Annotated in this window: 28 protein-coding genes; 11 read left to right on the top strand and 17 right to left on the bottom strand. The window is 63.1% G+C overall.

Annotated features, from left to right (window positions below; all coding sequences use genetic code 11):
- The first annotated feature begins 100 nt into the window (after nucleotides 1–100).
- Complete coding sequence (locus ACM5SV_RS16610) at nucleotides 101–1,633, top strand: YifB family Mg chelatase-like AAA ATPase (protein ID WP_168267830.1); 1,533 nt, start codon at nucleotides 101–103, stop codon at nucleotides 1,631–1,633.
- Between the two features lie 132 nt (nucleotides 1,634–1,765).
- Nucleotides 1,766–2,836: a DUF4037 domain-containing protein gene (locus tag ACM5SV_RS16605; protein ID WP_222015140.1), complete on the top strand. Its 1,071-nt coding sequence runs from the start codon at nucleotides 1,766–1,768 to the stop codon at nucleotides 2,834–2,836.
- Between the two features lie 200 nt (nucleotides 2,837–3,036).
- On the opposite strand, the gene cysK is transcribed toward ACM5SV_RS16605, so the two are convergent.
- Both cysK and ACM5SV_RS16595 read right to left on the bottom strand, forming a co-directional pair.
- Nucleotides 3,037–3,999, bottom strand: a complete 963-nt coding sequence (cysK, locus tag ACM5SV_RS16600) for a cysteine synthase A (RefSeq protein WP_222015141.1) — start codon at nucleotides 3,997–3,999, stop codon at nucleotides 3,037–3,039.
- 144 nt (nucleotides 4,000–4,143) lie between these two features.
- Nucleotides 4,144–4,761, bottom strand: coding sequence for a LysE family translocator (locus tag ACM5SV_RS16595; protein ID WP_222015265.1), 618 nt, complete (start codon nucleotides 4,759–4,761; stop codon nucleotides 4,144–4,146).
- Between the two features lie 232 nt (nucleotides 4,762–4,993).
- Here ACM5SV_RS16595 and ACM5SV_RS16590 point away from each other — a divergent pair, with 232 nt between their 5' ends.
- Nucleotides 4,994–5,512 (top strand): Dps family protein, encoded by a 519-nt coding sequence (locus ACM5SV_RS16590; RefSeq protein ID WP_222015142.1) that lies wholly within the window; start codon nucleotides 4,994–4,996, stop codon nucleotides 5,510–5,512.
- Nucleotides 5,513–5,554: 42 nt separating this feature from the next.
- Here the strand turns inward: ACM5SV_RS16590 and ACM5SV_RS16585 are convergent, their stop codons facing one another.
- Nucleotides 5,555–6,457, bottom strand: coding sequence for a DMT family transporter (locus ACM5SV_RS16585; protein ID WP_179038736.1), 903 nt, complete (start codon nucleotides 6,455–6,457; stop codon nucleotides 5,555–5,557).
- 112 nt (nucleotides 6,458–6,569) lie between these two features.
- On the opposite strand from ACM5SV_RS16585, the gene ACM5SV_RS16580 reads away from it, so the two are divergent.
- Nucleotides 6,570–7,034, top strand: coding sequence for an Lrp/AsnC family transcriptional regulator (locus tag ACM5SV_RS16580; protein ID WP_222015143.1), 465 nt, complete (start codon nucleotides 6,570–6,572; stop codon nucleotides 7,032–7,034).
- An 86-nt stretch (nucleotides 7,035–7,120) separates the two neighbouring features.
- On the opposite strand, the gene ACM5SV_RS16575 is transcribed toward ACM5SV_RS16580, so the two are convergent.
- The 3 genes from ACM5SV_RS16575 to dut are packed head-to-tail and all read right to left on the bottom strand — an operon-like array spanning nucleotide 7,121 to nucleotide 9,306.
- Nucleotides 7,121–7,891, bottom strand: a complete 771-nt coding sequence (locus ACM5SV_RS16575) for a hypothetical protein (protein ID WP_179038735.1) — start codon at nucleotides 7,889–7,891, stop codon at nucleotides 7,121–7,123.
- Nucleotides 7,892–7,939: 48 nt separating this feature from the next.
- A complete protein-coding gene (locus ACM5SV_RS16570) occupies nucleotides 7,940–8,836 on the bottom strand; it encodes a GNAT family N-acetyltransferase (RefSeq protein WP_179038734.1) in 897 nt (298 codons plus the stop codon).
- The gene (dut, locus tag ACM5SV_RS16565; protein WP_222015144.1) at nucleotides 8,836–9,306 is read right to left on the bottom strand and encodes a dUTP diphosphatase; all 471 of its coding nucleotides are present in this window, start codon (nucleotides 9,304–9,306) and stop codon (nucleotides 8,836–8,838) included. The genes ACM5SV_RS16570 and dut overlap by 1 nt, the downstream gene beginning before the upstream one ends.
- 91 nt (nucleotides 9,307–9,397) lie before the next feature.
- Here dut and ACM5SV_RS16560 point away from each other — a divergent pair, with 91 nt between their 5' ends.
- On the top strand, nucleotides 9,398–10,981 hold the full coding sequence (locus ACM5SV_RS16560) for a peptide chain release factor 3 (RefSeq protein ID WP_011650148.1): 1,584 nt from the start codon (nucleotides 9,398–9,400) through the stop codon (nucleotides 10,979–10,981).
- 3 nt (nucleotides 10,982–10,984) lie between these two features.
- Here ACM5SV_RS16560 and ACM5SV_RS16555 read toward each other — a convergent pair whose 3' ends face one another.
- Nucleotides 10,985–11,875, bottom strand: a complete 891-nt coding sequence (locus ACM5SV_RS16555; RefSeq protein ID WP_222015147.1) for a LysR substrate-binding domain-containing protein — start codon at nucleotides 11,873–11,875, stop codon at nucleotides 10,985–10,987.
- A gap of 114 nt (nucleotides 11,876–11,989) precedes the next feature.
- On the opposite strand from ACM5SV_RS16555, the gene ACM5SV_RS16550 reads away from it, so the two are divergent.
- Nucleotides 11,990–12,697 (top strand): glutathione S-transferase family protein, encoded by a 708-nt coding sequence (locus tag ACM5SV_RS16550; RefSeq protein WP_222015149.1) that lies wholly within the window; start codon nucleotides 11,990–11,992, stop codon nucleotides 12,695–12,697.
- Between the two features lie 46 nt (nucleotides 12,698–12,743).
- On the opposite strand, the gene ACM5SV_RS16545 is transcribed toward ACM5SV_RS16550, so the two are convergent.
- Nucleotides 12,744–13,130, bottom strand: a complete 387-nt coding sequence (locus ACM5SV_RS16545) for a RidA family protein (protein WP_221990351.1) — start codon at nucleotides 13,128–13,130, stop codon at nucleotides 12,744–12,746.
- A 27-nt stretch (nucleotides 13,131–13,157) separates the two neighbouring features.
- On the opposite strand from ACM5SV_RS16545, the gene ACM5SV_RS16540 reads away from it, so the two are divergent.
- A complete protein-coding gene (locus tag ACM5SV_RS16540) occupies nucleotides 13,158–13,739 on the top strand; it encodes an Lrp/AsnC family transcriptional regulator (RefSeq protein WP_221990350.1) in 582 nt (193 codons plus the stop codon).
- 26 nt (nucleotides 13,740–13,765) lie between these two features.
- On the opposite strand, the gene ACM5SV_RS16535 is transcribed toward ACM5SV_RS16540, so the two are convergent.
- The 5 genes from ACM5SV_RS16535 to ACM5SV_RS16515 all read right to left on the bottom strand — a co-directional run bounded on the left by ACM5SV_RS16535 (nucleotide 13,766) and on the right by ACM5SV_RS16515 (nucleotide 19,078).
- Entirely contained in the window at nucleotides 13,766–14,167 is a 402-nt protein-coding gene (locus tag ACM5SV_RS16535) for a GFA family protein (protein ID WP_029873950.1), read from the bottom strand.
- 66 nt (nucleotides 14,168–14,233) lie between these two features.
- A complete protein-coding gene (locus ACM5SV_RS16530; protein ID WP_222015151.1) occupies nucleotides 14,234–15,766 on the bottom strand; it encodes a S10 family peptidase in 1,533 nt (510 codons plus the stop codon).
- Nucleotides 15,767–15,867: 101 nt separating this feature from the next.
- Nucleotides 15,868–17,160 carry a CynX/NimT family MFS transporter gene (locus tag ACM5SV_RS16525; protein WP_222015152.1) on the bottom strand — a complete coding sequence of 431 codons (1,293 nt, stop codon included), beginning with the start codon at nucleotides 17,158–17,160 and terminating at the stop codon, nucleotides 15,868–15,870.
- Nucleotides 17,157–17,834, bottom strand: a complete 678-nt coding sequence (locus ACM5SV_RS16520; RefSeq protein WP_017995831.1) for a FadR/GntR family transcriptional regulator — start codon at nucleotides 17,832–17,834, stop codon at nucleotides 17,157–17,159. The genes ACM5SV_RS16525 and ACM5SV_RS16520 overlap by 4 nt, the downstream gene beginning before the upstream one ends.
- Nucleotides 17,835–18,166: 332 nt before the next feature.
- Nucleotides 18,167–19,078, bottom strand: a complete 912-nt coding sequence (locus ACM5SV_RS16515) for a pirin family protein (protein ID WP_222015154.1) — start codon at nucleotides 19,076–19,078, stop codon at nucleotides 18,167–18,169.
- A 256-nt stretch (nucleotides 19,079–19,334) separates the two neighbouring features.
- On the opposite strand from ACM5SV_RS16515, the gene ACM5SV_RS16510 reads away from it, so the two are divergent.
- The gene (locus tag ACM5SV_RS16510; protein ID WP_033181272.1) at nucleotides 19,335–20,147 is read left to right on the top strand and encodes a class II glutamine amidotransferase; all 813 of its coding nucleotides are present in this window, start codon (nucleotides 19,335–19,337) and stop codon (nucleotides 20,145–20,147) included.
- Between the two features lie 10 nt (nucleotides 20,148–20,157).
- Here the strand turns inward: ACM5SV_RS16510 and coaBC are convergent, their stop codons facing one another.
- The 3 genes from coaBC to ACM5SV_RS16495 all read right to left on the bottom strand — a co-directional run bounded on the left by coaBC (nucleotide 20,158) and on the right by ACM5SV_RS16495 (nucleotide 23,144).
- Nucleotides 20,158–21,363 carry a bifunctional phosphopantothenoylcysteine decarboxylase/phosphopantothenate--cysteine ligase CoaBC gene (gene coaBC / locus ACM5SV_RS16505; RefSeq protein ID WP_033181273.1) on the bottom strand — a complete coding sequence of 402 codons (1,206 nt, stop codon included), beginning with the start codon at nucleotides 21,361–21,363 and terminating at the stop codon, nucleotides 20,158–20,160.
- A gap of 140 nt (nucleotides 21,364–21,503) precedes the next feature.
- A complete protein-coding gene (locus tag ACM5SV_RS16500; RefSeq protein ID WP_222015156.1) occupies nucleotides 21,504–22,253 on the bottom strand; it encodes an SDR family oxidoreductase in 750 nt (249 codons plus the stop codon).
- A gap of 126 nt (nucleotides 22,254–22,379) precedes the next feature.
- Nucleotides 22,380–23,144 (bottom strand): SDR family oxidoreductase, encoded by a 765-nt coding sequence (locus ACM5SV_RS16495; RefSeq protein ID WP_222015157.1) that lies wholly within the window; start codon nucleotides 23,142–23,144, stop codon nucleotides 22,380–22,382.
- Between the two features lie 126 nt (nucleotides 23,145–23,270).
- On the opposite strand from ACM5SV_RS16495, the gene ACM5SV_RS16490 reads away from it, so the two are divergent.
- Nucleotides 23,271–24,176, top strand: a complete 906-nt coding sequence (locus tag ACM5SV_RS16490; RefSeq protein WP_128408244.1) for a LysR family transcriptional regulator — start codon at nucleotides 23,271–23,273, stop codon at nucleotides 24,174–24,176.
- A 1-nt stretch (nucleotide 24,177) separates the two neighbouring features.
- Here ACM5SV_RS16490 and ACM5SV_RS16485 read toward each other — a convergent pair whose 3' ends face one another.
- Nucleotides 24,178–25,056: a LysR family transcriptional regulator gene (locus ACM5SV_RS16485; RefSeq protein ID WP_221974812.1), complete on the bottom strand. Its 879-nt coding sequence runs from the start codon at nucleotides 25,054–25,056 to the stop codon at nucleotides 24,178–24,180.
- Between the two features lie 90 nt (nucleotides 25,057–25,146).
- Between ACM5SV_RS16485 and ACM5SV_RS16480 the strand changes: the two genes are divergently transcribed.
- Both ACM5SV_RS16480 and ACM5SV_RS16475 read left to right on the top strand, forming a co-directional pair.
- Nucleotides 25,147–26,397, top strand: a complete 1,251-nt coding sequence (locus tag ACM5SV_RS16480) for an MFS transporter (protein WP_222015158.1) — start codon at nucleotides 25,147–25,149, stop codon at nucleotides 26,395–26,397.
- On the top strand, nucleotides 26,394–26,780 hold the full coding sequence (locus ACM5SV_RS16475; protein WP_222015164.1) for a VOC family protein: 387 nt from the start codon (nucleotides 26,394–26,396) through the stop codon (nucleotides 26,778–26,780). The genes ACM5SV_RS16480 and ACM5SV_RS16475 overlap by 4 nt, the downstream gene beginning before the upstream one ends.
- Nucleotides 26,781–26,794: the final 14 nt, after the last annotated feature.

Genomic DNA, 26,794 nt, shown 5'->3' with positions numbered 1-26,794 from the left:
TTGTTCTTGTTTTATTCCTGCGTCCATGCCAAATTGCAACCGTTGGCCTTCAAAGGCAGCAGGGCGGTATGGTAGAGTTTGCGGGACAAGGGATGGGCATATGGTCGCGCGTGTCAGTACGGTTGCATTTCAGGGCATCGAAGGTGTGCCGGTCGAGGTTCAGGTCATGGTCGCTCCCGGCAAGGTCGGCATGCAGATCGTCGGCCTGCCTGACAAGGCGGTGGCCGAAAGCCGCGAGCGCGTACAGGCGGCCCTCCACGCCTCCGGCCTGGCGCTGCCGGCCAAGCGCGTGACGGTCAATCTGGCGCCTGCCGACCTGCCGAAGGAAGGCTCGCATTTCGACCTGCCGATCGCCCTTGCCCTGATGGCCGCCCTCGGCGCCATTCCCGCCGATGCGCTGTCGGATTTTGTCGTCGTCGGCGAGCTCAACCTCGACGGAACGATCGCCGCTATATCAGGCGCGCTACCGGCTGCGATCGGCGCCAATGCGCTCGGCAAGGGGCTGATCTGCCCGGCCGAAAGCGGCGCCGAAGCCGCCTGGGCAGGCGCCGAGGTCGATATTCTCGCCCCGCGCAGCCTGATCGCCCTTGCCAATCATTTCCGCGGCACGCAGGTCCTGTCTCGGCCGGAGGCGTCGATCCGCGCCAATGCCGCAAACCTGCCGGATCTTGCCGAAATCAAGGGCCAGGAAAGCGCCAAGCGGGCGCTCGAGGTGGCAGCCGCCGGCGGTCATAACCTCTTGATGGTCGGCCCTCCGGGCTCCGGCAAGTCGATGCTGGCGGCCAGGCTGCCATCGATCCTGCCGCCGCTTTCCGCCGCCGAACTGCTGGAAGTGTCGATGGTTCATTCCATCGCTGGCCAGCTCTCCGGCGGCAAGCTTTCCGATCGTCGGCCCTTCCGCACCCCGCATCATTCCGCCACCATGGCGGCCCTCGTCGGCGGCGGAATACGCGCCCGTCCGGGCGAAGCCTCGCTTGCCCATCACGGCGTGCTCTTTCTCGACGAGTTTCCCGAATTCACGCCGCAGGCGCTCGATGCGCTGCGCCAGCCGCTCGAAGGCGGTGAATGCGTTATTGCGCGCGCCAATCACCGCGTCTCCTATCCGGCGAAATTCCAACTGATCGCGGCGATGAACCCCTGCCGCTGCGGCATGGCCGGAGAGCCTGGCCATACCTGTGCCCGTGGCCCGCGCTGCATGAGCGATTACCAGGCCCGCATCTCCGGCCCGCTGATGGACCGCATCGATATCCGTATCGACGTGCCGGCCGTCTCCGCCGCCGATCTGATCCGGCCGATGGCGGCTGAAACCAGTGCCGACGTCGCCCGCCGCGTCGCCCGCGCCCGCGAGATCCAGCAGGAGCGCTTCGAAAGCACAGGTGCAAAGGGCATCGGCACCAATGCCCGCTGCTCCACCGCGATGATCGAGAAACTGGCCGAGCCCGACGCCAGCGGCCTGCAGCTGCTGCGCGATGCCGCCGAAAAGATGAAATTCTCCGCCCGCGGTTACCACCGCGTGCTCAAGGTCGCCCGCACGCTGGCCGATCTCGACGGCAAGCCAACGGTCGGCCGCATCCATCTCGCCGAAGCGATCTCCTATCGCATCGCTGGGGAAAGGCTGACGGCTGCGGCGTAAGGTAAGAGGCGCCGAAGCACCCCGATATTCTGCGAAAACGAACTGACGAATAATCCTTGAGCGCGCCGGTCTTGATGCTGGACTTTGCCGTTTCCGCAAAGGATCATGTGCGGCCTTGAGGGAGGAGAGGTCATGCAGGGGATTGAGTTATCGCGTCGCTTCTACGCGGACATTGTCAGACCCTGGATGACCAGTTTCGCGCCGGAACTCCCACATTCAGCGGCGCTAATTGGATTTGGATCGGAGCTGCTTGGTTTAGACGACGAGGTTTCCAGGGATCACAACTGGGGCCCTCGGGTCCACATCTTCTTGAGCACAGATAAATTCAACGACTATGCCCGACGGTTGGTGGTTGAGTTCACGCAGGTGGCGCCCACCAGCTACCTTGGTGAACCTATCGGGTGGCGGAGCCGCCCTCATCCTCCTGCAAATGGCCCGGAGGCGGCAGGCGCCATTGAGCATGGACTCGAATTCCACACCTTTGAGGCTACGCTGGAACGGCTTCTGGCCGTTCGGTCCGTCGATAACCTTGCTCCCTTGCAGTGGCTGGGCTTCGCCGAACAGCGGCTGCTCGCCTTCACGGGAGGTGCCGTTTTCCACGATGACGACAAACGGCTGACACGCGCCCGAACGGCACTGGCCTATTTCCCTGACGACGTGTGGCTTTACAAAATCGCCTGTCAGTGGCGGCGTATTGCCGAGGAGCAGGCCTCTGTCGGCCGAGCGGGACAGGTTGGCGACGATCTGGGGTCCCGCGTGGTTGCGAGCCGGCTCGTGCGTGACAGCATGCGGATGGGTTTCCTCCTCGAGCGCCGCTATGCGCCGTACGCGAAGTGGTTTGGCAGTGCGTTCGGGAAACTGCCGCTTGCCGAAACCCTGTCACCGCTGTTGCAGCGGGTCTTGCTGGCTGAGGGATGGCAGGAGCGCGGAGAGACACTCGCTTCGGCCTATCTTGCGCTGGCACGTCGCCAACTGGCGGACGGCATCGGCGGCAAGGTCGAGCCGGTCATTGGTCCGTATTTCGAACGCCCCTTCACGACGATCAATGCCGACGACCTGGTCGAGGCAACCCTCAAGGGGATACGGGACCCCTTGATCAAAGAACTTCCGGTCGTCGGCGCCCTGGACCAGGTGAGCGATCTAACCCCCGTGCTCGAGGATCCGTCCGGGTCACAACGGATGATCACCGCACTGCTAGGCTGACGCGCATGGTTACAGCCGGTCTCAACTCCGCTTTGGGAGGATGATCCCTCCTTGCCATGCCCGTTCGGCAAGATCGGGTTGACCGGAAGGCGGAAACTTTCAATCCAACCGTGATCGTGGCGCACTGCTGACGATTCCGATGTAAAGAATGGGGCGCCGAAGCGCCCCGATATTCTGCGAAGATAAGAGCCGGCCAAACCTCAGCTCCCCAGCCCCTCAAACAGCGCCGTAGAGAGATAACGCTCCGCGAAGGAAGGGATGATGATGATGATGTTCTTGCCGGCGTTCTCGGGACGGACGCCGACCTTGATTGCGGCGGTCAGTGCCGCACCCGAGGAGATGCCGACCGGCACGCCTTCGAGCCGGGCGACGAGCCGCGCCTGTTCGAAGGCCTCGTCATTGGTCACGGTGACGACCTCATCATAGATGCCGGTATCGAGGATCTTCGGCGCGAAGCCGGCGCCGATGCCCTGGATCTTGTGCGGGCCGGGATTGCCGCCGGAGAGGATCGGCGAATCGGCCGGCTCGACGGCGATGATCTTGATCTCGGGCTTGCGGCTCTTCAGCACCTGTCCGACACCGGTGATCGTGCCGCCGGTGCCGATGCCGGAGACGACCATGTCGACCGTGCCGTCGGTATCGTTCCAGATTTCCTCGGCCGTCGTCTTGCGGTGGATCTCCGGATTATCAGGGTTTTCGAACTGCTGCGGAATGACGGCGTCGGGAAGCGAGGACGCTAGTTCCTCGGCCTTGGCGATGGCGCCCTTCATGCCCTTCGGGCCCTCGGTCAGCACCAGCTCGGCACCGAGCAGCGCCAGCATCTTGCGGCGCTCGACCGACATCGTCTCCGGCATGGTGAGGATCAGCCGATAACCCTTGGCGGCGGCGGCAAAGGCGAGCGCGATGCCGGTGTTGCCGGAGGTCGGCTCGATCAGCACCGTCTTGCCGGGGGTGATCTTGCCCTGGGCTTCGAGGCCTTCGATCATCGCGACACCGATGCGATCCTTGACGGAGGCGATCGGGTTGAAGAATTCGAGCTTGCCGATCAGGTTCGCCACGACGCCCTTTTCCCGCGCCAGCTTGTCGAAGCGCACGAGCGGCGTGTCGCCGATGGTCTCGGTGATCGAGGAATAGATGCGGCCGCGGCCGGGCTTGTGCGACATGGGTGCTCTCCCTTTGAAATCCTGCTCCTGAAATCGAGGGGAGAATAGGGTCAAAGGCCCGTCTAGGCCAGACCGCGTTCGACCTGGAGGACCGATCAGGAGAGAAAAAAACCTTTGAAAACCGTTTCTTGCCGAATGTTTATTTCAGGCCGCCCGCGTGGCGATGAAGGCTGCGGTGCCGGCGAGGATGCCTGATGCAACCCGGTTCAGCGCCTGCAAGGCCCGCGGCTGCTTCAGCATCGTGCGGGCCCGCGAGGCAAGCAGCATATAGGGCACGAGCACGACGATCAGCACCACGAAGGTGGTGGTGAGCAGGAGCGCATAGTCTCGCAGGCCGATATTGCCGATATCGATCAGCGTCGGCACCAGGGCGACATAGAAGAGCATCGTCTTCGGATTGCCGAGCGTCACCAGCAGGCCGGAGAGGAAGGACATGCCGATATTGGTGGATTTCCGCGCCGCGATATCCTGCGGTAGCAGCCCCGCCGTCCAGAGTTTCCAGGCGATGTAGCCGAGATAGAGGACGCCGGCGATCTTGATTGTTATGAACACCTCGGTGAAGGTTTGCGCCACGAAGGCAAGGCCGAGAATGACCGCTGTCAGATAGGCCATGTCGCCGAGCACCAGGCCGAGGCCCATGAAGAAGGTCTCGCGGAAATTCGAGCCGAGTGCACGCGCAACGATCGCGGTAATCCCGGGTCCCGGAATGGCCGCGGCGATGAACAGCGCTCCGGCATAGGTCAGCAAGGCGGCAAGGCTCATCTTCTTAACCCTCAGGGCTTCCACCGCCCATCTATAGGAAAGCGCCGCTTCCTCATCAATGCTTTGGCGCTGATCGGTCCATAACCATAAGGAATAGGTCTGCTGGACCATGATCCACTTGGAAAGCGACCCGGCCTTGCTATTTCTCTCTCTGCAAATGCGCGATCAGCGCGGCCCGCCGCGTTTTCCCGGCCGGTGGCGCTAGAGATTTTCATCACCAAGGAGAGATTAGATGTCCCATACGCCAGCCGAAACCCGCAGGCTTTCGCCACTCAAGACGCCGTCCAGCCTGTCGACCAACGCCACTACCGATATTTCGGCGGCGCTGACCGCGCTGCTCGCCGATGTCTTTACGCTTTATGTGAAGACCAAGAATTTCCATTGGCACATGTCCGGCCCGCATTTTCGCGACTATCATCTGCTGCTCGACGAACAGGCGGAACAGATCTTCGCGATGACCGACGACATTGCCGAGCGTGCCCGCAAGATCGGCGGCACGACGCTGCGCTCCATCGGCCAGATCGCCCGCCAGCAACGCCTTTCGGACAATGACGCGGATTTCGTCACGCCCGAGGACATGTTGTCGGAACTGCGCGAGGACAACGCCCAGCTCGTTTCGCTGCTGCGCGAGGTGCATGGCCTTTGCGACGAGCATAATGATGTCGCAACCGCCAGCCTGATCGAGAACTGGATCGACGAGGCCGAGCGCCGCACCTGGTTCCTGTTCGAAACGACGCGCGGACAGAAGTAATATCGGCATGTCCCGGGCGTGCTTCCCACGCCCGCCCGGTTCTCAGCTCTCCAGCGCCCTCGGCCGCAGCCACCGCGGCGTCCAGCCGAGATTCATGCCGGCGGCGGCAAGCAGGATGATCGCCGCGCCTGCGATCTGCATCGGCTGCAGCGCGTGGCCGAAGGCCAGCCGGTCGACGAGGATCGCGGCGATCGGATAGATGAAGGACAGGGCGCCCGTGAGATGCGTCGGCAGCCTCTGGATTGCGCCGTAGAGCAGAACATACATCAGCCCGGTATGGACGACGCCGACGGTAACCAGGATCGCCCAGGACCCAATATCGCCGGGCGGATGGGAAAAGTCGGTCATCGGCGCCAGCATCAGCATGCCGGTTGCGACCTGGATGAGCGCGATCAGATGCGGCGGCGTGCCTTTCAGCCATTTCGCGGCAAGGGCTGCGAGCGCGTAGAAGAACGCCGCACCGAGCGCCATCAGAATGCCGAGGCCGTAGCCGTCGAACGCAGCACCGCCCGCACCGGGTTTTGCCTGGACGATCGCCACCATGCCGGCGAAGGCGAGCGCCAGCCAGAACAGCTTGGTCGCGGTGATCTTCTCGCCGAGAAAGAGCGCGCCGAGCACCAGCAGCATGAAAGGCTGGGTGTTGTAAACCGTCGTCGCGATCGAGATCGTCGCATGCGAATAGGAGGCAAACAGCAGCAGCCAGTTCAAGACGATGGCGATGCCGCCGAAAATGGCGATGCCGAAGGCGCGCAGCGTGATGATGCCGGGCCGCAGCAGCCCGAGAGCGCCGCAGATGACGAGCAAAGTCAGCGCGCCGAACAGGCAGCGCCAGAAGACCACGCCGCTGACCGGCTGGCCCGACATGACGACGAACCAGCCGATCGTCCCCGAGATCAGCATCGCTGCCGTCATTTCCGCCGTGCCTCGTCTGATGTCGCTACCCATGATTGCCTCCGTCTTCGATGACATAAGGATATTGCGTCAAGGGGCGATTTTATATAATGATAAAAAGGAAAATGACCGAAATAGCCTAATCATAATAGGAAAATAGATCGCCGTGGCTAATGATGTGCAATCGCTCGACGAAATCGATCAGGCCATTCTGGAAGCGCTGGCCGGCAATGCGCGGATCTCCCTGAAAGAGCTGGCCCAGCAGATCGGCCTCTCGTCGCCGAGTGCCGCCGAGCGCCTGCGCCGGCTGGAGGAGCGCGGCGTCATCAAGGCCTTCACCATCGATCTCGATCCCGCCGCCGTCGGTTATCCCCTGCAGGCGATCGTGCGCGTGCGTCCGCTGCCGGGGCAGTTGCACATCGTCGAGCGGATCATCCAGGAAATTCCGGAAATCATCGAATGCGACAAGGTGACGGGTGATGATTGCTTCATTGCCCGCCTGGTCATCCGCTCGATGGCCGACCTCGACGGCATCCTCGACCGGGTTGCCGAAAGGGCGGAGACCAACACCGCGATGATCAAAGCCTCGCCCGTCAAGCGCCGCCTGCCGCCGCTTTCACGGAAAAGGTAGGTATTGGCTGAGCAGGAGCCCTAGAAATTTGCCATCGACGGCGCCTCGCGCGGAAATTCGAGGCGGTATCGGGCAATCCGCGGTCCTTAGTTCCCTTCCTTGAGAACTCCTCTCAGGCATTTCTCAAGCTGATCTTTTTTATCGACGACAGATCGGCACTCTTGAATGGCATATGCTGCCGCCATTTCGGCATTGCGTCTGAAGCCGGGAACGTCCCCGGCGCGATATGTTGCTGCAACCCCGCCGAAAGGTCCCTCAATTCCGATCGACTGCAGCAGGACTGAGTAAAGGCAGCCTACCGGATTGATATCGCGGTCGACGACGACGTTGATAACCGGATATCCTTTTCGGCGCTCATGGTAACATTCTAATGTGTCCGGCTTGCTTCGAAGCGTGTCTATATCGTGCACTGCTATCTGGCCCAATTTTGCCAGCTTGAGTGAATCACGATCAACGAACACTTCGACGGTCTGGGCGTTTGACAGCTGGTTCTGATCACCAAAAGGCGCATATGGCGCTCCAACTGAATAATCTATCGACTGGCTGGCGTTGAAATTGAGACGAACGTCTGCGTAAGCCATTAGCCCAAAAAACACGCGGAAAAACTCGAGCTGCAAAGCTTGAATATCGCTCCTCTCCATGCCCTTCGCATTGATGACTATGTTCACATCGATTGGATTGTTGATGTCGAGAATCGGCGCTGTTGATTTCGAAACGGCAAACGCTACGATCTCTTCCAAAGACAATGATGAGCGAATCGACTGAAGCTTTGTTGAATCGATCGCAAGCGTCGGTGTCGCGATCAGCGCTGTAGCTAGTCCCGCAATCAAGCGCCATGGCGCTTTCCTAAATGACATAAGCGCCTCCAACAAACACCGCTCCCGCCGTTCATCAACCGAACTGCTCTAGAATTCCGCCATCGGCGACAACATCGCTGGAAAATCCGGGGTGGCATCGCCGAGCCCGCGCAGCATCAGCCTCGTGCCGCTTTCCAACGATTGTGGAACACCCTCCCAGCCGAGCTTGTCGGGACGGAAATGCACCTCGACGGAGGCGGGGGCGATCTTAAGCCCGCTAAGGATCACGGCAAGCAACGGCATATCAGCCGCCACCACATCGAGAAGGCTGAAGCGGCCCGCCTCATCGATCTTCCAGGCGATCACCGCCTGTTTGTCTTCCAGGAAGCTGATCCGGACATCGGGATCGAGCTGCGTGTTGATCAGAAACATTGCCGCATTGACTGTGACCGCCAGCGAGGTCGAAACCGGGTTGCGTCCTTTCAGCAGCGCTTGCAGCAGCGCGAGATCGCCCGCATTCGTCGGTAAAAGCGGCCGGGCAGGTGCGGCTGGTGAAGGGTCGGGCGCCGCTCCCTCATATCGGTGCAGCGGTATCGCGCGGAAGCCGTAGGCTTCGTAGAGCGACGGCTTGTCGGTATAGAGGATGACCGCCTCAAAACCCTGCCGATCGCACCAGTCGAGCGCTTTCACCGTGACGTCGCGATAGAGTCCGCGGCCGCGCCATGGTGGCCGCACGGCGCCGGATTGCAGCCCGGCGGCATGGACGATCCTGCCATTGAGAACGAAGGGCAGTGAGAAAGCTGAGATATTGGCCGCAAGTTCGCCTTCAGCATCAAACCAGCCGAACGGCATGCTGGTGGGGTCGGGTCCGCCAAGCTGTTGCAGCGGCCCGATATCGATGCCGAAAATATCCCTAAGCAGGCAGACCAGTGCCGCCCAGCCGGCGGGGTCGCCGAAATATTCCTGCCGGAAGGTCAGGCCCGCGCTGTCGGGGCGCTCTGCCATCAGACGCCGGTGGAGCCGAAGCCGCCTGCGCCGCGCATCGTTTCGCTTGCTTCGGTAATCTCCGCCACCCGCGCTTGGGTCACCGGCGCGATCACCATCTGGGCGATGCGCATGCCGCGCGAAATGACGAAGGCTTCCTCGCCGAGATTGACGAGCAGCACCTTCACCTCGCCGCGATAGTCGCTGTCGACGGTGCCCGGCGTATTCAGGCAGGTGATGCCATTTTTGAAGGCCAGGCCGGAGCGTGGCCGCACCTGTCCCTCGAAACCTTCGGGGATCTCGAAGATGAAGCCGGTCGGCACCTGCGCCCGTTTGCCGGGCAGAAGCGTCAGCGGTGCTGCCTCGTCGACGGCAGCGCGCAGGTCCATGCCGGCCGCTCCCTTGCTTTCATAGGCGGGCAGGTCGAGGCCTTCGCCATTGGCTAAGCGGATCAGGTTCAGCGTCGGGCGCGTATCGTGATGAATGGTCATGGCCCATTACTTTGCGCCCGAGGGCCTCAGGTCAATTGCAAAGCCGGGCTTTAGTCGCTAGATACGCGGCAATTCCACAGGATTCACAAGTATGGCCGAAAGTCTCGCCGAGGCGGTCTCCCGCCGCCGCACATTCGCTATTATCGCCCACCCGGACGCGGGTAAGACGACGCTCACCGAAAAGCTGCTGCTGTTCGGCGGCGCCATTCAGCTTGCCGGCGAAGTCAAGGCGAAGAAGGATCGCATGCAGACGCGCTCCGACTGGATGAAGATCGAGCGCGAACGCGGCATCTCCGTCGTCACCTCGGTGATGACCTTCGAATATAACGACAATGTCTTCAACATCCTCGACACGCCGGGTCACGAGGATTTCGCCGACGACACCTATCGCACGCTGACGGCCGTCGATGCCGCCGTCATGGTCATCGATGCCGCCAAGGGCATCGAGCCGCGCACGCTGAAGCTCTTCGAAGTCTGCCGCATGCGTGATATCCCGATCATCACCTTCATCAACAAGATGGACCGCGAAAGCCGCGATCCCTTCGAGATCCTCGATGAGGTGGAAGAGAAGCTGGCGCTGGATACCGCGCCGATCACCTGGCCGATCGGCCGCTCGAAGACCTTTTGCGGCTCCTACAATATCGCCGCCAACACGGTGCGCGGTTCGGATACCGAAATCGAGGGAACGCCGGTCAACGGCCCGCAAAGCGTGGCCGGCAGGCTGCCGGAAAACGAGCGCCAGGTCTTCGTCGAGGAGACCGAGCTGGCGATTGAGGCCTGCCGTCCCTTCGACCGCCAGGCCTTCCTGGAAGGCCATATGACGCCGGTTTTCTTCGGCTCGGCGCTGCGCAATTACGGCGTTCGCGACCTCATCAACGCGCTCGGCGATTTCGCGCCGCCGCCGCGTGACCAGGTCGCCGATACCAGGACCGTGCATGCGACCGACGACAAGATGACGGCCTTCGTCTTCAAGATCCAGGCCAATATGGACCCCAACCACCGCGACCGCATCGCCTTTGCCCGCATTTGCTCCGGCAAGCTCGAGCGTGGCATGAAGGCAAGGCTTGCCCGCACCGGCAAACAGCTCGGCCTGACGGCGCCGCAATTCTTCTTCGCCTCGCAGCGCCAGCTCGCCGACACCGCCTATGCCGGCGACGTCGTCGGTATTCCCAACCACGGCACGCTCCGGATCGGCGATACGCTGACCGAGGGTGAATCGCTGGTCTTCCAGGGTGTGCCGAACTTCTCGCCGGAGATCCTGCGCCGCGTGCGCCTGGAAGACGCGATGAAGGCGAAGAAGTTGAAGGAAGCCCTGCAGCAGATGGCCGAAGAAGGCGTCGTCCAGCTGTTTTCGCCGGAAGACGGCTCGCCGGCGATCGTCGGCGTCGTCGGCGCCCTGCAGCTCGACGTCTTGAAGGAGCGGCTGATGGCCGAATACGGCCTGCCGGTCTCCTTCGAAATGTCGCGTTTTTCCGTCTGCCGCTGGATCTCGGCCGAGCAGCCGGCCGATCTCGAGAAATTCCTCACCGTCAAACGCGGCGATATCGCCCGCGATCTCGACGGCGATCCGGTCTTCCTCGCCCAGGACGGGTTCTCGCTGCGTTACGAGTCCGAGCGCCATCCGGCGATCAAGATGGTCGCGATCAAGGAATATCACGCCGCCAAGGCGGCGTGATAGCTAACCGCCAAGCCGTTCGGCCAGGAAATCGACGACGGCGCGCACTGCCGGCAGTTGGCCGCGCCGGTGCGGCATCAGGATCGTCGTCTCGATGCTGCCGGCCGTCCATTCCGGCAGCACCCGCACCAGCCGCCCGTCGGCCAGCGCCTTGCGGCAGACGGATGTCGGCAGGCAGGTAATGCCGAGCCCCGACATGGCCATTTCCATCAAGACATAAGGCTCATCCGCCGCCATGACGGAATGCAGCGCGACGAGAGCCTCGTCGCCGCCCGAGTAAAGCCGCCATTGGTCCTCCGTCAGGCTGGTCATGATCGTCGCATGCTGTGCCAGCTCCTCCGGCAGGTGCGGTTCGCCATGGGCGCTGACATAATCCGGCGAGGCGAGAATGTAGAAGGGATGGCTGGCGAGCTTCCGCTGCACCAGCGCCGAATCCGGCAGTGGCCCACGGTGGCTGCGCAACGCGATGTCGAACCCTTCCTGGACGATATCGACGAAACGGTCCGTCACGTGCACGGAGAGCCGGAGCTTCGGATAGCGCACAGCCAGCGCCGGCAGATGCTCCGTCAAGGTAAACTGCGCCGTCGGCACCGAGGCGGTCAGGCGAACGCTGCCGGCGGGTTCGGCCAGATGCCGCCGCACGATGCCCTCGGCCATCTCCGCCTCGATGATCGAGGCCTGGGCATGCTGAAAGAATTCCCGACCGAGCTCGGTCAGCGCAAAGCTTCGCGACGTGCGCTGGATCAGCCGGACGCCAAGCCGTGCCTCCAGCTCTGCAACCCGCTTGCTCACCGTCGATTTCGGAATGCCGAGATGTCTCGCCGCGGCGGTAAAGCTGCCGCTGTCGACGGCCTGCACGAAAAGATGAAGGTCGTTGAGGTTGAAGAGCGCCATCGCCAGCTTCCAGATATGTGGACATTGCGATGCATTTATAGCCTCTACCGCGGGATCGTCCATATCTTCACATTCATCGCGTCCAAACGGGTTCAATTCTGAAAGGAACGATTGATGTCACCCATATTGTTTTACGGCGTGCCGGAGGGCTGCTCCTTCGGCTCGATCGTCGCGTTGGAATGGTCCGGCCTGCCTTATCGGCTCTGCCGCGTCGAGATGCCGGAAATAGTCTCCAGCCAAGAATACAAGCGGATCAACAGGGTCGGCGAAACGCCGTCGCTGCTGCTCGAAGATGGCAGGGCGATCAGCGAAAGCATGGCGATCTTGCACCATATCGACGCCCGCGCGATCGGCAGTGGTCTGGGCTTTGCGCAGGGCTCGGCGGATTTCGATCGCCTGAACCAGATGCTGGCCTTTCTCAACACCACCTTCTTCCAGGCCTTCGGCCCGCTCTGGTATGCGATCGAGCATCCGCTGGAGCCGCAGCAGAAGCAGGTCCTCACGGCCTATGGCATCGCCGCGGTCGAAAAGGCGCATCATACGCTGGAGCGTCTGCTTGACGGCCGCGAATGGCTTCTCGGCAATGGCCCAAGCCTGGCGGACGCCTATTTCGTCGGCATCGCCCGCTGGAACGATTTTCACAAGGTCGTCGACCGCCGGCAGTTCCCCGGCCTGCATCGCCTCTATGAGCGCATGCAGCAGGAGGCCGCCGTGCGTTTTGCCCATGCGATCGAGCATCGGCAGGACGCGAAAAGCAGCGGCGGTTTCCGCGGCGAGGTCGATCTGGCCGAGGCGCTCGGCCTGTTGAAACAGGCGGCTTGATCGCCGCGGCCATCGCACCCCTCGGGTGCGATGGCCAATGTGCCGGTCAGCCGGCGGCGATGATCTCGATCTCGACGAGCCAGTCGTCGCGCAGCGTTTCGACGATGATCGCCGTGGTCGGCACGGCGCGGCCGCCAAGCGCCCGAAGACGGGCATTCTGGTTCGCCTCCACAAAGGCGCCGTCGCTGAGATAGCTCGTCAGTCGCACGATATTGTCCACCGTCATATCAGCGGAGGTGAGGATGGCGCGCAGATTGGACCAGATGAGGTCCAACTGGCCTTCCAGATCGGCCGCCGCCATTCCCTGTTGATCGAGACCCATCGTACCGCTGACGAAGAGCAGCCGGGATGGATGCCTGACCTCCAGCGCATGGATGTAATCAGGGCTGGCCGCATAGATCCCGTTTGCCGGATTGCGCGCGATCGTCTCCATGAGTTTCCTCCTCTTCCGAATATTCTGTTGAAGAACGCCAGTATCGGCGATTATTCTTCGGCAGAAAGGGGAGCTTGCGGAATGGCGAAAAATACAGACGATCTTCGGCAGGGACGCAGGCAGCAGGCAGTCATCGATGCATTCGACCGAAGAATATTAGCCGCGCTCGCCGCCGACAGCAGCCAGAGCTATGCCAGGCTTGGCGAAGCGGTCGGCCTGTCGGCGCCGGCCGTGCATGAGCGGGTGCGCCGCCTGAGACAATCCGGCGCCATCAAAGGCGTGCATGCCGCGCTGGATGGCGCAGCCCTCGGCAAGCCGCTGCTTGCCTTCGTGCATGTGGAGGCAGCCGGCTGGGGCAAGAGCGAGCGGCTGATGCAGGTCCTGCAGTTTCCCGAGGTCGAGGAGATGCATTCGGTCGCCGGCGACGCCAGCGTTCTCTTCAAGGTCCGCACCGCCAGCCCGCAGGCCTTGGAAGCTTTTCTCGCCCAGATCCACGCCGTTCCCGGTGTCACCGGCACCCGCAGCTATATCGCCCTATCCACCTATCTGGAGCGCCCGGTACAGGCCGGCGTGACAGATAGCTGGCCGGACATGCCTATGCCGGAATAAAGGCGGGGTATTAAGCCGAGGCCAACCTAATCCTCGCCCTCGAAGCGCGGAAGCGTTTCGATATTCTCCACCCCGGGCAGGGCCGAGCGGCACCATATCTGTTTCTTCGGCACCAGTTCCTGCCGCTGATCGATGCTGCCGAGGCGGATGCCGAACCCGCCGCCGTCGCCGTCCGTGCGGTAGAGTGGCGATCCGCAATTCGGGCAGAAGAATTGCCGGCTGAGACCACCGCTATCGCCATATTTTGCGTAGCCTCTCGGCTCGCCTGAAGTGAGCGTGAAACTTCCCGGCCGCGCCGGCGCGGTGATGCGATAGGCCGAGCCCGTCAACCGCTGGCAATCGGTGCAATGGCAGATCGAGACCCGCTCCGGGTCGATCTCCGCCTGATAGCGGATCGCGCCGCAGTGGCATCCTCCGGTAATATGCATCGGCAAGTCCCCAAAGCATGTCGCGCAAAACTGTACAGCGGTTTAGCGACAAGACATCGCCACGCGTTAGTCGGCCGGCTGAGCGGCAAGGTGTGTGGCGTAGAAGGCCTTTGCATCCGCCGTGAAGGCGGCCCGCTGTTCAGCTCTTGTATAGAACATATGGCCGCCGCGATAAAGCTTCAGTCCGACACGGCCACTGGCGAGCGAGGGCGGCAGATGGTCGACCACGTAGCGGCTGACGCCATAAGGCGTCACCAGATCGCTGTAGCCATGTGCGATCAGCAGATGGAAGGCCGGGTTTGCGGCGAGCAGCTGCCTGATGTCGTCGGTGGCGCTGGCCTGGAAGCGCGATCCGCCGCCGCGCCCGCCGCCCCATTCCCAGCGCCGGCTGATATCGCGGTCGAGCAGCGAATAGGTCATCTCGGTCCTGAAACCGAGTTCGTTGCGGGCATAGTCGGCGTAAGCCCCGCCATAAGCGCGGGTGAACCCGTCGAGGATGGCGTCGTCGCCGCGATCGTAATCCGATTCCGGATAGGGATCGGGTGCTGCAAAGGAGGCGTCGTAAGAGCTCATCACCTCGCCGCTGCCCTCATCTGAATGTTTGACGAAGGAACTGCCGAGGAAGCCGCGGTTGCGGGTGACGATATCCTCGGGAATGCCCGTCAGGCGAGCGATCCTGCCATAGAAGGCGGCGGCGTCGGCGCCCGTCGGCGGCGGCCCGGCGAGCGTCGTCAGATAGTCCCCGAGCGCGAAGGTCTCGGCCGCCTTCTGCTTTTCTTCGTCAAAGGCGTTATGCCGGTCGAGTTCAGCGGCGGCCAGCGACGGCAGCTCCAGCGCGGCACCGAGCGGGAACTGGTCGGCATTGAACATCAGCTGACCCTCGAGCAAGGGGGAAAGCATCACCGCTCCGGCGACGATGATGCCCTGGCTCTCCTGAAGCGCCGAGGCGACCTTGGCGGCGCGGAAGCCACCATAACTCTCGCCGAGAAGATATTTCGGCGAGTTGGAACGGTTGTTGTGTGTGACATAGAGCGCGATCGCCTTGGCGATGCTCTCAGCATCGGCACTGACGTTATAATAATTGGAGGCGTCGTCGGCCCTCGCCGTCCGGCTCCAGCCGGTGCCGATCGGATCGATCAGCACGAGGTCGGTGAAATCGAGCCAGCTTTGCGGGTTGTCGACGAGTTTCGCATTGGCGCCGTCGCGTCCGTCCGGCCCGAAATCGAGCACCTTCGGCCCGACCAGCCCGAGATGCAGGAAGGCGGACGCCGCACCCGGCCCGCCGTTGAAGGCAAAGGTCAGAGGCCGGTTCGCCCCGCCATCCCGCGCGACATAGGCGGTGTAGAAGATCGCGCCGGTCTGCGCCCCGTCCTGGCCGAAGAGATCCAGCGTGCCGGCGGTGGCAGTATAGGCGAGCTTCCGGTCGCCGATCGTCAGCGCGTGCTCTGTGACGGAATCGGCCGGCAGCAGCTTCAATACGCCGCCGCGCGCGCCGCTTTGGACATTCGCCCTCGGTGGATCGCTTTCCTGCGCATGGGAAAGGGCAGGGGCCAGCGATGCTACAAGCGCGGCGAGCAGAAACAGGGTTCGTATGCGCAAGATGTCTCCTCCGGCGATCGGGAATGAGAGGCTGAGATAGCGTAGCATCCGCTGCCGACGACCGGCATCAAGAGATGGTGATGGATAGGTGAGCGAACGGCTCAGCCGTCTTTTTCGACCGCATGGACATTGATCTCCACCGCCCGCCCGGCCTTCCAGCCATTGATTGCTGCGCCCAGTCCGAGTGCGACGAAGAGGGCGGCGCACCAGGAAAAACTGCCGGTCCAGCCACGGATGAGGCCGACGATGAGCGGGCCGATGGCGGCGAGCAGATAACCGACGCATTGCGCCATGCCGGAAAGATGGGCGGCGACATCGGGATCGCGCGAGCGCAGCACGATCGTCGTCATGGCTGCCGCGATCAGCCCGCCCTGGCCGATGCCCTGCAGCACCGCCCACAGCCAGACCGTCGAAAGCGGCGCGAAGAGCAGGCCGAGCAGGGCAATGACGGCGACGCCGCAGAGGCTCGCATTGATCAGCCGCTGGTCCCGGCCGCGCACGGCGATATGCGGCACGATCAGGCAGGATGCCGCCTGCACCATCACCGACAGGGAAACGATCGCCCCGGCGGTGACGCCGTCGAGCCCGCGTTCACGCAAGATCGGAACCAGCCAGCCGAAGACACAATAGGCAAGTGCCGATTGCAGCCCCATGAACAGCGTCACCTGCCAGGCGAGCCGGTCGCGCCAGAGACCTTCGACGCGAAAGCCGTTTCGCCTTGCCTGTCTGCCGTTGCGAAGAACCTCAGGCAGCCAGAGCAGGCTGACGGCGAGCGCCGGCAGCGCCCAGATGGCGAGCGCGCCTTCGAGGGAGCCGCCGAGCCCATGCTCGATCGGCAGTGTCAGTCCGGCGGCACTTGCCGCTCCGGCGCAAAGCGCCATCGTGTAGAAGCCGGTCATCAGCGCGGCGCGCCCGGCGAAATCCCGCTTCACCAGCCCCGGCAGCAGCACATTGCCGACAGCGATACAGGCGCCCGCAAGGGCCGTGCCGATGAAGAGCAGCGGCACGGAGGAAAGGCCGCGCAAGGCGGTGCCGAGTGCCAGAAGCAGGAGAACGCCGAGCAGCGTGCGTTCAGTCCCGAAGCGCTGGGCAAGACGAGGCGCAAGCGGCGAGAAGGCGCCGAGGCAGACAACCGGAAGCGTCGTCAGCAGGCTGGCGCCAAGCGCGCTGAGGCCGAGTTCGGAGCTGATTTCCGGCAGCAGCGCCGAGGCGCTGGAGAAGACCGGGCGCAGATTGAAGGCGATCAGCACCAGGCTTGCGCCCAGCAGAAAACGATCCGCCGCTCCCCGCACCGGCGTTGCCTGCGGCGGCGGAAGGCTGCCGGCCTCGGCATCGATCAGCAGTTCGTCGGCCGCCTCAAGCGTGCTTATGGCATGGTTGGCAGGCGTGTTCATGACAGGATCATCCGCTCGAGTGCGGCAAGAACCGGCGCCATGAAACGGCGCACCGCCGCATCCGCCTTGTCAGGATCGCCGGTTTCGATGGCGTCGACGATATCGGCATGCGCCTGCATATCCGGCTCGGGAATATCCTTGCCGAGCGTCGCCGCGATGGTATCAGCGATCGAGGCCGAAAAGAAATCGTAGATCTCGATCATCGCCCGGTTGCCCGAAGCGGCGATGACGGCCTTGTGGAAGGCAAGGTCGCGTTCGATGAAGGCGGCCTGGTTGCCGCCGTCGTAATTGCCGCGTTCGGCAAGCAGCCGGCGAAGCCCGGCAACCGTCTCCGGCGTCTTGCGGATCGCCGTCAGCCGGGCGGCCTCGACGTCGAGCGCCAGGCGCGCCTCGAACTGGTCGCGCAGGCTGGCGCGCCGCGCCATCGTCAGCGGCCGGCCGGCATCGCTGGTGGCGCGGACATAGGTTCCCGAACCCTGCCTTGTTTCGAGATAACCCTGGGAGACCAGAACGCGCACCGCCTCGCGCACCGTGCCACGGCTGACGGACAGCATGGCCGACAGCGAGGCTTCATTCGGCAATTTCTCGCCGACCGCCCAGCGTTTGCCGAGAATGTCGCCGCGGATCGCCTCGATCGCCTCATCGGCGAGATTGGTCTTGCTGAGCGCTCGCATCCCATTACTCATAAAGTCATCTGATGACTTTATGAGTAATGGGATTTCGATCTTCCGTCAACGCCTGGCTTCAAGACAATGAAGACATCGAAACAATAAAAAAGGGCCGCCTCAGCGACCCTTTCCATGAGTTTGGCCTCAAACTGGCCTGGACTGTCTATGCAGCCCCAGGAAGGCGGGGATTAGAGCGAGGGCTGCCTCGCCTTCTTCACCTCTTCCATGCCCGTTACGAGGTCCGAAATCTCATTAGACATTGGATCACCTTCCTTTCGTTCTGTTGCTGATGGCTTAAAAGTAGGCCGATTCTTCGCAGATGCAAGAGAGAAATGCGTTCAGTGCGCAGCTTTGATGAAGGTGCCGTTCTGCAGTTCGCGCATCGCCTGCATGATTTCCTCGCGCGAATTCATCACGATCGGGCCGTGCCAGGCAACCGGCTCCTCGATCGGCTTGCCGGAGACAAGCAGGAAACGGATGCCCTGGTCGCCTGCCTGCACCGTCACTTCGTCGCCGCTGTCGAAGACCACGAGCGTGCGGTTGCCGGACATGTCGCGGATATTCAATTCCTCGCCGTCGACTTCCTTCTCGACGCGCACGCCGAAGGGTTTCGATGCATCGCGGAAGGTGCCGGAGCCGGCGAAGATATAGGCGAAGGCATTGCGGTAGGTATCGACCGGCAGCCGCTTCTTCCGGCCGGGCGGCACCGAAACGTCGAGATAGATCGGCTCGGCGGCGACGCCATCGACGGGACCGGCCTTGCCCCAGAAATCGCCGCAGACCACCCGCACCGCGGTGCCATCGTCATCGACGACGACAGGAATGTCGGTGGATTTGACGTCCTGGTAGCGCGGCGCCGTCATCTTCAGCGAGGAGGGCAAGTTCGCCCAGAGCTGGAAGCCGTGCATACGGCCGGCAAAATCGCCCTTCGGCATTTCCTGGTGCATGATGCCGCTGCCGGCTGTCATCCACTGGATGTCGCCGGCGCCGAGTAGGCCGCTATTGCCCAAGCTGTCGCCGTGCTCGACGGTGCCGGCGAGCACATAGGTGATCGTCTCGATGCCGCGATGCGGATGCCAGGGAAAACCGCGGATATATTCCGACGGATTGTCGTTGCGGAAATCATCCATCATCAGGAAGGGATCGGTCATCGCGGGATCGCCGAAGCCGAAGACGCGGTGCAGCTTGACGCCGGCGCCTTCCATGGTCGGTGTGGCAGTACTTTCATGCTTGACGGGGCGGATCGACATGGCGTCCTCCTAGAGGTTCAACTTGGCGGCGACTATAGCCGCCCGGCTGCCGGGCGCGAAGTCTGCGGGGCAGACAACGCAGTGTTCACAAAAGAACACAGCGTTTCGCCGAATTTGAAGAGGTCAGGCGTCAAGAAATCGTCATGTTTCACTTGCAAACCGGCCGGGCGTTAAGCTGTTATTAGCGACGACATTCGACAATTCAGTTGCGTTTCAGCATTTCCCGCCGATGCGGCGGGTTCCGGAGCAAAGAGCCATGTGTCGCTGGGCAGCCTATCGCGGAGACCCCCTCTATCTCGAGGAGTTGGTATCCTCGCCCGCCCATTCCCTGATCGAGCAGTCGCATTGCGCCACCCGCGCCAAGACCGCGACGAATGGCGATGGCTTCGGCATTGCCTGGTATGGTGATCGGCCAGAGCCCGGCCGCTACCGCGATATCCTACCCGCCTGGTCGGATTGCAATCTGAAGAGCCTGGCGCGGCAGATCCGTTCGCCCCTCTTCCTCGCCCATGTCCGCGCTGCCACAGGCGGCGGCACGCGCCGCGACAACTGCCACCCCTTCACCCATGGCATCTGGTCCTTCATGCATAACGGCCAGATCTCCGGCTTCGAGCGCCTGCGCCGGCCGATGGAGGCGATGCTCGACGACGAGTTGTTCAATGCCCGCGGCGGCACGACCGATTCCGAGCTGATGTTCCTGCTGGCGCTGCAGTTCGGTCTGCGCGAGGCGCCGGTCGCTGCGATGGCGGAAATGATCGGCTTCATCGAGGACCTCGCGGAAAACACCATCGGCTCGGTGCTGCTGCGCTTTACCGCTGCCTTCTCCGACGGCAAGGCGCTTTATGCCATCCGCTATGCGACCGATCGCAAGGCGCCGACGCTTTATGCCTCGCCGGTCGGCAAGGGCTATTGTCTTGTGTCGGAGCCGCTGAACGACGATGGCGATGCCTGGGCGGAGATCCCGAACGGCAGCGCCGTCACGGTCGGCGTGGGAGGAATCGACGTCGCGGATTTTCGACCGGGCAAACGGGCGGCCGTCAAACCGCAGCGCGTCGTCGTTCCAGCCTGATCCCTCGGCTTTAGCTGAACTGCTTGGCGATCAGCGCCGCCAGCCGTTCCGCCACCTCTTCCTTCGCCAGGTCAGGCCATTGCTCGACGCCGTCGCGGCGAATGAGTTTGACGCTGTTGCGGCTGCCCCCCATGATGCCGGTCGCGGGAGAAACGTCATTGGCGACGATCATGTCGGCGCCTTTCCTTTCGAGTTTCGCCTTCGCATTGCTTTCGACGTCCTGCGTCTCGGCGGCAAAGCCGATCACCAGCTTCGGCCGCATCGTATGATGGCCGACGGTTTTCAGGATGTCCGGATTCTCGGTCAGCGCCAGCGTCGGAATGGATTCGCCGGGATGTTTCTTCAGCTTCTGGTCGGCCGCCGAGGCGACGCGCCAGTCCGCCACGGCTGCGACCATCACGGCGATGTCGGCCGGCAGCGCCGCAAGCACGGCATCACGCATTTCCTCCGCCCGCTCGACATGGACGACATTGACGCCGACAGGGTCGGCGATCGTCACCGGCCCCGATACCAGCGTCACCTCCGCCCCGAGCTTCGCCAGGGCTGCGGCAATCGCATGCCCCTGCCGGCCGGAGGAGCGGTTGGCGATATAGCGCACCGGATCGATCGGCTCATGCGTCGGTCCTGACGTCACGATCGCCTTGCGTCCCCTCAGCGGCTTTTCTCCATCGTCGAGCATGGTTTCGGCAGCAGTGACGATCTCCAGCGGTTCCGCCATCCGGCCAAGCCCGGCCTCCCGGCTTTCCGCCATCTCGCCGGCCATCGGCCCGATGAAGCGGATGCCGTCGGCTCGGAGCATCGCGGCATTCCGCCGGGTCGCCGGATGCGCCCACATGGCGGGGTTCATCGCCGGTGCGGCAAGCACCGGCCTGTTCGTCGCCAGAAGCACGGTCGAGGCGAGATCGTCGGCAAGCCCGTTCGCCATCTTCGCCATCAGATCTGCGGTGGCAGGAGCGATCAGCACGAGGTCGCAGTCGCGCGCCAGGCGGATATGGCCGATATCCTGTTCGTCCTGGCGCGAAAACAGATCGAGATAGACATGGTCCGCCGCCAGTGCACCGACGGCAAGCGGCGTGACGAATTCCTGGGCGCCTTTGGTCATCACAGGGCGCACGCTGGCGCCGCGCTCGCGCAGCCGGCGGATCAGATCCAGGCTCTTATAGGCTGCGATGCCGCCGGAGATGATGAGGAGGATGCGTTTGCCGCTGAGAGCCATGGCTTTCTACCCGTCGCCTTTTCTGACCGTCCTCGACCCTAAGCCTTTGGCGGAGAACATGCAATCGCGGGGACGGCACCCATCGGCCGCAGCCGGCGGGCGCCGCCCCGTTCATGACGTCAGCCGTCATTTTCGTGGGTTCAGAGGTTACTCATCCCGCCGTCGATGATGAGTTCGCTGCCGACGATATAGGCGGCCTCATCGGAGGCGAGAAAGACGATCGTCTTCGCGACTTCGCTGGGGTTCCCGAAGCGGCCGACGGGGATCTGGGACTGGATCTGCGCGGTCATCGCCTTGGAATCCGCTTCCGACGCCCCGAGCTTGCTGTAGAGCGGCGTGGCGATCGGGCCCGGGCTGACGGCGTTGACGCGGATGCCGCGACCGATGAGTTCGCCCGACAGGGTCTTGGCAAGCGTCAGCAGCGCGCCCTTCGTCAGCGAATAGACGCTGGAGTTCGGCATGCCGATATGGGCGTTGATCGAGGTGTTGAGCACGATCGCGGCCTGCTTCGAAAAAATCGGCAGCAGCGACTGAATCAGGAAGAACGGTCCTTTGACGTTGATATCAACAGACTTGTCGAAGGCGGCTTCGCTCCACTGTTCCAGCGGCCCGAATTCGGCGACCCCGGCGTTGACGAAGAGGATGTCGAGCGTGCCGAAAGCCTCTCTCACGCTATCGGCGACGGCCTTCTGGCCGACCGCATTGCCGGCATCGGCCTGGATGGCGGTGGCTTTGCCGCCAAGTTCGGCGCGGGCCGCCTCGACGCTTGCCGCGCTGCTGCCGGTAACGACGACGCGGGCGCCCTCGGCGATGAACTGGCGGGCGGTTTCGAGACCGATGCCGCTGGTGCCGCCGGTGATGAGGGCTGTCTTGTTCTGCAGGCGTGACATGATGACGTTCCTTTGATCGAATGCTGGGCCGCGACCCGTTGTTGTTCGATGCGAGAATGCTCTGAAAAAAGCGGCGCGATAAGCCAGCGCGTTGAAGAGTCCCGAACCTAATCGCGCCCAGCCATTTCAGGTGCGGGTGATCGAAGCGCCGCCGTCGACCAGCGAGGCCGTGCCGGTGACGAAGCTCGCATCGTCGGAGGCGAGGTAGAGGACCGAGCGGGCGAGTTCTTCGGGTGTCGCGACACGCTTCAGCGCATGCAGATTGGTGACGAAGGCCTGCTTCTCAGGCGTATCGTTCATGTCCCGATACATGTCGGTATCAACAGCACCCGGCAGGATGGCATTGACGCGCACGCCCTGCTGGCCGAACTCGGCGGCAAGCGCCTGCGTCAGGCCGATCAGCCCGGATTTGCTGGCGGCATAGGCGGCAACGCCTGGAAAGGCGAAGCTGTAGCCGACGAAGGTCGAGGTGAAGATCACCGAACCGCCGCCATTTTCCACCATTGCCCCGATCTGGTGCTTGGCGGCGAGGAAGGAGGCCGTCAGATTGATCGCCAGCGCCTCGCTGAAGCCTGCTTCCGAAACGGCGGTGCTCGGACCGGCTTCGCCGAGCGTGCCGGCATTGTTGAAGGCGATGTCGAGCTTGCCGTAATTCGTCACGGCGGCCGCGACCAGCGCCTTGTGATAGTCTTCCGAGCGCACGTCGCCGGCAATGGCGATGGCGTCGCCGCCCTCTGCCTTGATCTCGGCGATGAGGCTGTCGAGTTCGCCCTGGCGGCGGGCGCCGACGACGACCTTGGCGCCTTCGGCGGCGAAGAGCTTTGCCGTGGCGCGGCCGATTCCGGAGCTTGCGCCGGTGACGATTGCGACCTTGTTGTTCAAGCGGTTCATGGTTCCATCTCCTAGATTTAAGGCGAGGCGGCCCCTGCCGTCCCTTTCGATGAGTGCAAGATGGCATTTTCCCTTCGTTCGGATTAGTCTCCAGATCGAGGAACTCGAATTCGGAAAAGCCGAACGATGATCAGGATCGAAGGTATTGCGGCTTTCGTCGCCGTGGTTGAGGCGGGCTCGGTCAGCGAGGCGGCCCGGCGTCTGCGGCTGTCCAAATCTGTCGTCAGCGAAAGGCTGGCGGAACTGGAGAAGTCGCTCGGCGGCGTGCTGCTGCACCGAACGACGCGCAAGCTCACCTTGACGGAGGATGGCGCGGTCTTCCTCGGGCGCGCCGCGCGCATCGTGCGCGAGATCGAGGAAGCCGCGGCAGATATGGCCGAGCGGCGCGGAACGCTGTCAGGCCCGATCCGCATCGCCGCCCCCGTCACCTTCGGCCGCATGCATCTCGGCCCGGCGCTTTATCCCTTTCTCGCCGAACATCCCGAGATTGAACTGACTCTCGATATCGATGACCGTCGCGTCGACGCCGCCTCGGACGGTTATGATGCCATCATCCGCAACGGCCCGATCGCCGATAGCCGGCTGGTCGCCTGGAAACTCACACGCAGCCGCCGCCTTCTCTGCGCCTCGCCGGATTATCTCGCCCGCCAGGGAATTCCGTCGTCGCTGGCTGATCTCGACAGCTATCGCGGCATCTTCTACACCAATCGCGGCGTTGCCGACTGGCGCTTCCAGACGCCCGACGGGGCGATCGTCGTCCGCGCGAAACTGGCGCTCGGCATCAACAATGGCGACATGCTCCGCGACGCCGCGATTGCCGGGCTCGGCATCGCGCTGCTGCCGGCCTTCATCGCCGGCCCGGCCATCCGTGAGGGCCGGCTTGCCGAAATCGATGTCGGCCACAAGCCGGAGGCCGAATTCATCTACATGGCCCATCCCGAAGGCCGAAATCCCTCCGCCAAGCTTCGCGCCATCGCCGATCATCTGAAGAAGAGCTTCGGCGATCCGCCCTATTGGGATCCGGCGGGTTAACTCATGTACTCAGCAGGCTGATCAGGTTCTCGGTAACCGGCGAGCGATGTGTTTTCAGGATTGCCAGCGCCAGGCGCGCCACGGCTGGCGGCCCCTCGATCGGCCGGTAGGCCACGCCTTCGAGCTTGATCTGCGAAATCGAGGCGGGCACGATCGAGACGCCGAGATCGGCTGCCACCAGATTGACAACGGAGGAAATCTGCGGCGCCTCCTGTGCCACGGCCAGCTCGAACCCCGCCCTGCGGCAGGCGAGCACGACATCGTCGTAGAGGCTCAAGCCCACGAGCCGCGGAAAGAGGATGAAGGGTTCTTCCGCCAGCGCCGCAAGCGGTAGCTTGCTGCGCCGGGCCAGGGGATGGTTGGCGGGCAGGGCAATCACCATCGGCTCATCCGGCAGCCGCCGCAGCCGGATGCCCGTGGGATCGTCGAGGCTGGGGCGCATGAAGGTGGCGTCGAGCTCTCCGCGTTCCAGCTTCTGCATCAGCGCCAGCGTATTCATTTCCGTCAGCGACAGTTGCACCTCCGGCCAGCGCGCACGAAACCGGCGGATCGTCGTGCTGACCACGGGATTGAAGGCGGAGGAAGCGGTGAAACCGAGCGATAGCCGGCCGGTCTCGCCGCGATTGGCGCTTTGCGCCGCAAGTTTTGCTTTTTCCGCGGCCGCCAGCGACGCCTTTGCCTCGCCGAGGAAGGCCGCGCCCGCTGACGTCAATTCGGCCCCATGCGGCACGCGGTGAAACAGCGCCGCGCCCACCTCTCTTTCCAGATCGCGGATCTGCTGGCTGAGCGGCGGCTGCCCGATGCCGAGCTTGCCGGCGGCACGGGTGAAATTGCCTTCCTCCGCCACTGCCAGGAAATATCTCAGGTGTCGCAACTCCATCGCCATCTCCAAAACCTATCGGAATCGCCAGTTTCATATACTGGACAAATGGAGTGGCGTTGACTAGATCGGAGGCTGGAAGGATGAGATATGCCGACGTCAGCGCATGCAATGAAGACCGCCGAGATAACCGCGATCCCCGGACAAAAACACTACCTGACCCGAGGCACCGGCGCATATCGCCGCGCCAGCCTGGCGCTCTTCCTTTCCGGCTTCTCCACCTTCTCGCTGCTCTATTGCGTGCAGCCGCTGCTGCCGATCTTCTCGCAGCAATTCTCCGTCAGCCCGGCCGAAAGCTCGCTGTCGCTCTCGCTCTCCACCGGTTTCCTCGCAGTCGCGATCGTCTGCGCCGCCGCCGTCTCGGAAGGCCTTGGCCGCCGCAGTCTGATGTCGATATCGCTGGTCGGCGCGGCATCGCTGACCATTGCCTCCGCCTTTGCCCCGAACTGGCATCTGCTGCTCGTCATCCGCGCTCTCCAAGGCCTCGTTCTCGGCGGCGTGCCTGCTGTCGCCATGGCCTATCTCGCCGAGGAAATCGATCCGCGCGGCCTTGGCGCCACCATGGGCCTTTATGTCGGCGGCACGGCCTTCGGCGGCATGTCCGGCCGCGTGCTGACCGGCATCTTCGCCGAATATCTCACCTGGCGTCCGGCGCTTTTTCTCATCGGCGCCATTGGCCTTGCCGCCGCGATCGGCTTCATCGCCCTCTTGCCGCCATCACGCAATTTCGTCCGCAGGCCGGGCTTCGATCCGCGTTTTCATGCAAAAGCCTGGCTCGGCCATCTCACCAATCCGGCGCTGCCCTTCATCTTCGCCATCGCCTTCCTGGCGATGGGCTCCTTCGTGACGATCTACAATTATGCCGGTTTCCGCCTTTTGGCGCCGCCCTACGGCCTCAACCAGACCGAACTCGGGCTGATCTTCACTGTCTATCTCTTCGGCATCGGCGCCTCTTCGATCGGCGGTCTGCTCGGAGACAGGATCGGGCATTTTTCCGTGCTTCTCTTCGGTCTGGCACTCACCGCCGCCGGCAGCGCGTTGACGCTCTTTGCCTCGCTCCCGGTCATCATCCTCGGCATAACTGTGCTCACGACCGGCTTCTTCATGAGCCATTCGATCGCCAGCGGCCTTGTCGGCAAGCTGGCGCATGGCACCAAGGGCCACGCCTCGTCGCTCTATATGCTCGCCTATTATGTCGGCTCCAGCCTCATGGGTTCGGCGGGCGGCTGGTTCTTCGCGGTGGAAGGCTGGGTCGCCGTCGTTATCTTCACGCTTGCCATGCTGGCGCTGGCCTTTGTCTCCGCCTGTTTTGCCCAGCAATTCGCGAGGAGAAAAGCATGATCCGCATAGACCGTCTCGATCATCTCGTGCTGAACGTCACCGATATCGCCATCACCTGCGATTTCTATTCCCGCAACCTCGGCATGTCGGTCGAAACCTTTGCGGAAGGCCGCAAGGCGCTGAAGTTCGGCCGCCAGAAGATCAACCTGCACCAGGCCGGCCGCGAATTCGATCCCAAGGCGAAACGTCCCACACCCGGCTCCGGCGACCTCTGCTTCATCGCCGAGACACCGCTTGCCGATGTCATTGCTGATCTACAGGCCGCGGGCGTTGTGATCGAAGAGGGCCCGGTCGAACGCACCGGTGCGACCGGACGTCTGCGCTCGGTCTATTTCAGGGATCCCGACGGCAACCTTCTCGAAGTCTCCAATCTAATTGCCTGACGTCCGCCTCCCGC

The sequence above is a fragment of the Rhizobium sp. CRRU65 genome, from assembly GCF_048551595.1.
GTDB lineage: Bacteria > Pseudomonadota > Alphaproteobacteria > Rhizobiales > Rhizobiaceae > Rhizobium > Rhizobium leguminosarum_J.
The sequence above is the reverse complement of the archived record's forward strand: the minus strand, read 5'-3'. Positions and strand labels throughout refer to the sequence as shown.

Coding starts and splice junctions, on each gene's coding strand:
- ACM5SV_RS16610 (WP_168267830.1), top strand. CDS start 101: ATGGTCGCGCGTGTCAGTACGGTTGCATTTCAGGGCATCGAAGGTGTG.
- ACM5SV_RS16605 (WP_222015140.1), top strand. CDS start 1,766: ATGCAGGGGATTGAGTTATCGCGTCGCTTCTACGCGGACATTGTCAGA.
- cysK (WP_222015141.1), bottom strand. CDS start 3,999: ATGTCGCACAAGCCCGGCCGCGGCCGCATCTATTCCTCGATCACCGAG.
- ACM5SV_RS16595 (WP_222015265.1), bottom strand. CDS start 4,761: ATGAGCCTTGCCGCCTTGCTGACCTATGCCGGAGCGCTGTTCATCGCC.
- ACM5SV_RS16590 (WP_222015142.1), top strand. CDS start 4,994: ATGTCCCATACGCCAGCCGAAACCCGCAGGCTTTCGCCACTCAAGACG.
- ACM5SV_RS16585 (WP_179038736.1), bottom strand. CDS start 6,457: ATGGGTAGCGACATCAGACGAGGCACGGCGGAAATGACGGCAGCGATG.
- ACM5SV_RS16575 (WP_179038735.1), bottom strand. CDS start 7,891: ATGTCATTTAGGAAAGCGCCATGGCGCTTGATTGCGGGACTAGCTACA.
- ACM5SV_RS16570 (WP_179038734.1), bottom strand. CDS start 8,836: ATGGCAGAGCGCCCCGACAGCGCGGGCCTGACCTTCCGGCAGGAATAT.
- dut (WP_222015144.1), bottom strand. CDS start 9,306: ATGACCATTCATCACGATACGCGCCCGACGCTGAACCTGATCCGCTTA.
- ACM5SV_RS16560 (WP_011650148.1), top strand. CDS start 9,398: ATGGCCGAAAGTCTCGCCGAGGCGGTCTCCCGCCGCCGCACATTCGCT.
- ACM5SV_RS16555 (WP_222015147.1), bottom strand. CDS start 11,875: ATGGCGCTCTTCAACCTCAACGACCTTCATCTTTTCGTGCAGGCCGTC.
- ACM5SV_RS16550 (WP_222015149.1), top strand. CDS start 11,990: ATGTCACCCATATTGTTTTACGGCGTGCCGGAGGGCTGCTCCTTCGGC.
- ACM5SV_RS16545 (WP_221990351.1), bottom strand. CDS start 13,130: ATGGAGACGATCGCGCGCAATCCGGCAAACGGGATCTATGCGGCCAGC.
- ACM5SV_RS16535 (WP_029873950.1), bottom strand. CDS start 14,167: ATGCATATTACCGGAGGATGCCACTGCGGCGCGATCCGCTATCAGGCG.
- ACM5SV_RS16525 (WP_222015152.1), bottom strand. CDS start 17,160: ATGAACACGCCTGCCAACCATGCCATAAGCACGCTTGAGGCGGCCGAC.
- ACM5SV_RS16520 (WP_017995831.1), bottom strand. CDS start 17,834: ATGCGAGCGCTCAGCAAGACCAATCTCGCCGATGAGGCGATCGAGGCG.
- ACM5SV_RS16515 (WP_222015154.1), bottom strand. CDS start 19,078: ATGTCGATCCGCCCCGTCAAGCATGAAAGTACTGCCACACCGACCATG.
- ACM5SV_RS16510 (WP_033181272.1), top strand. CDS start 19,335: ATGTGTCGCTGGGCAGCCTATCGCGGAGACCCCCTCTATCTCGAGGAG.
- coaBC (WP_033181273.1), bottom strand. CDS start 21,363: ATGGCTCTCAGCGGCAAACGCATCCTCCTCATCATCTCCGGCGGCATC.
- ACM5SV_RS16500 (WP_222015156.1), bottom strand. CDS start 22,253: ATGTCACGCCTGCAGAACAAGACAGCCCTCATCACCGGCGGCACCAGC.
- ACM5SV_RS16495 (WP_222015157.1), bottom strand. CDS start 23,144: ATGAACCGCTTGAACAACAAGGTCGCAATCGTCACCGGCGCAAGCTCC.
- ACM5SV_RS16490 (WP_128408244.1), top strand. CDS start 23,271: ATGATCAGGATCGAAGGTATTGCGGCTTTCGTCGCCGTGGTTGAGGCG.
- ACM5SV_RS16485 (WP_221974812.1), bottom strand. CDS start 25,056: ATGGAGTTGCGACACCTGAGATATTTCCTGGCAGTGGCGGAGGAAGGC.
- ACM5SV_RS16480 (WP_222015158.1), top strand. CDS start 25,147: ATGCCGACGTCAGCGCATGCAATGAAGACCGCCGAGATAACCGCGATC.
- ACM5SV_RS16475 (WP_222015164.1), top strand. CDS start 26,394: ATGATCCGCATAGACCGTCTCGATCATCTCGTGCTGAACGTCACCGAT.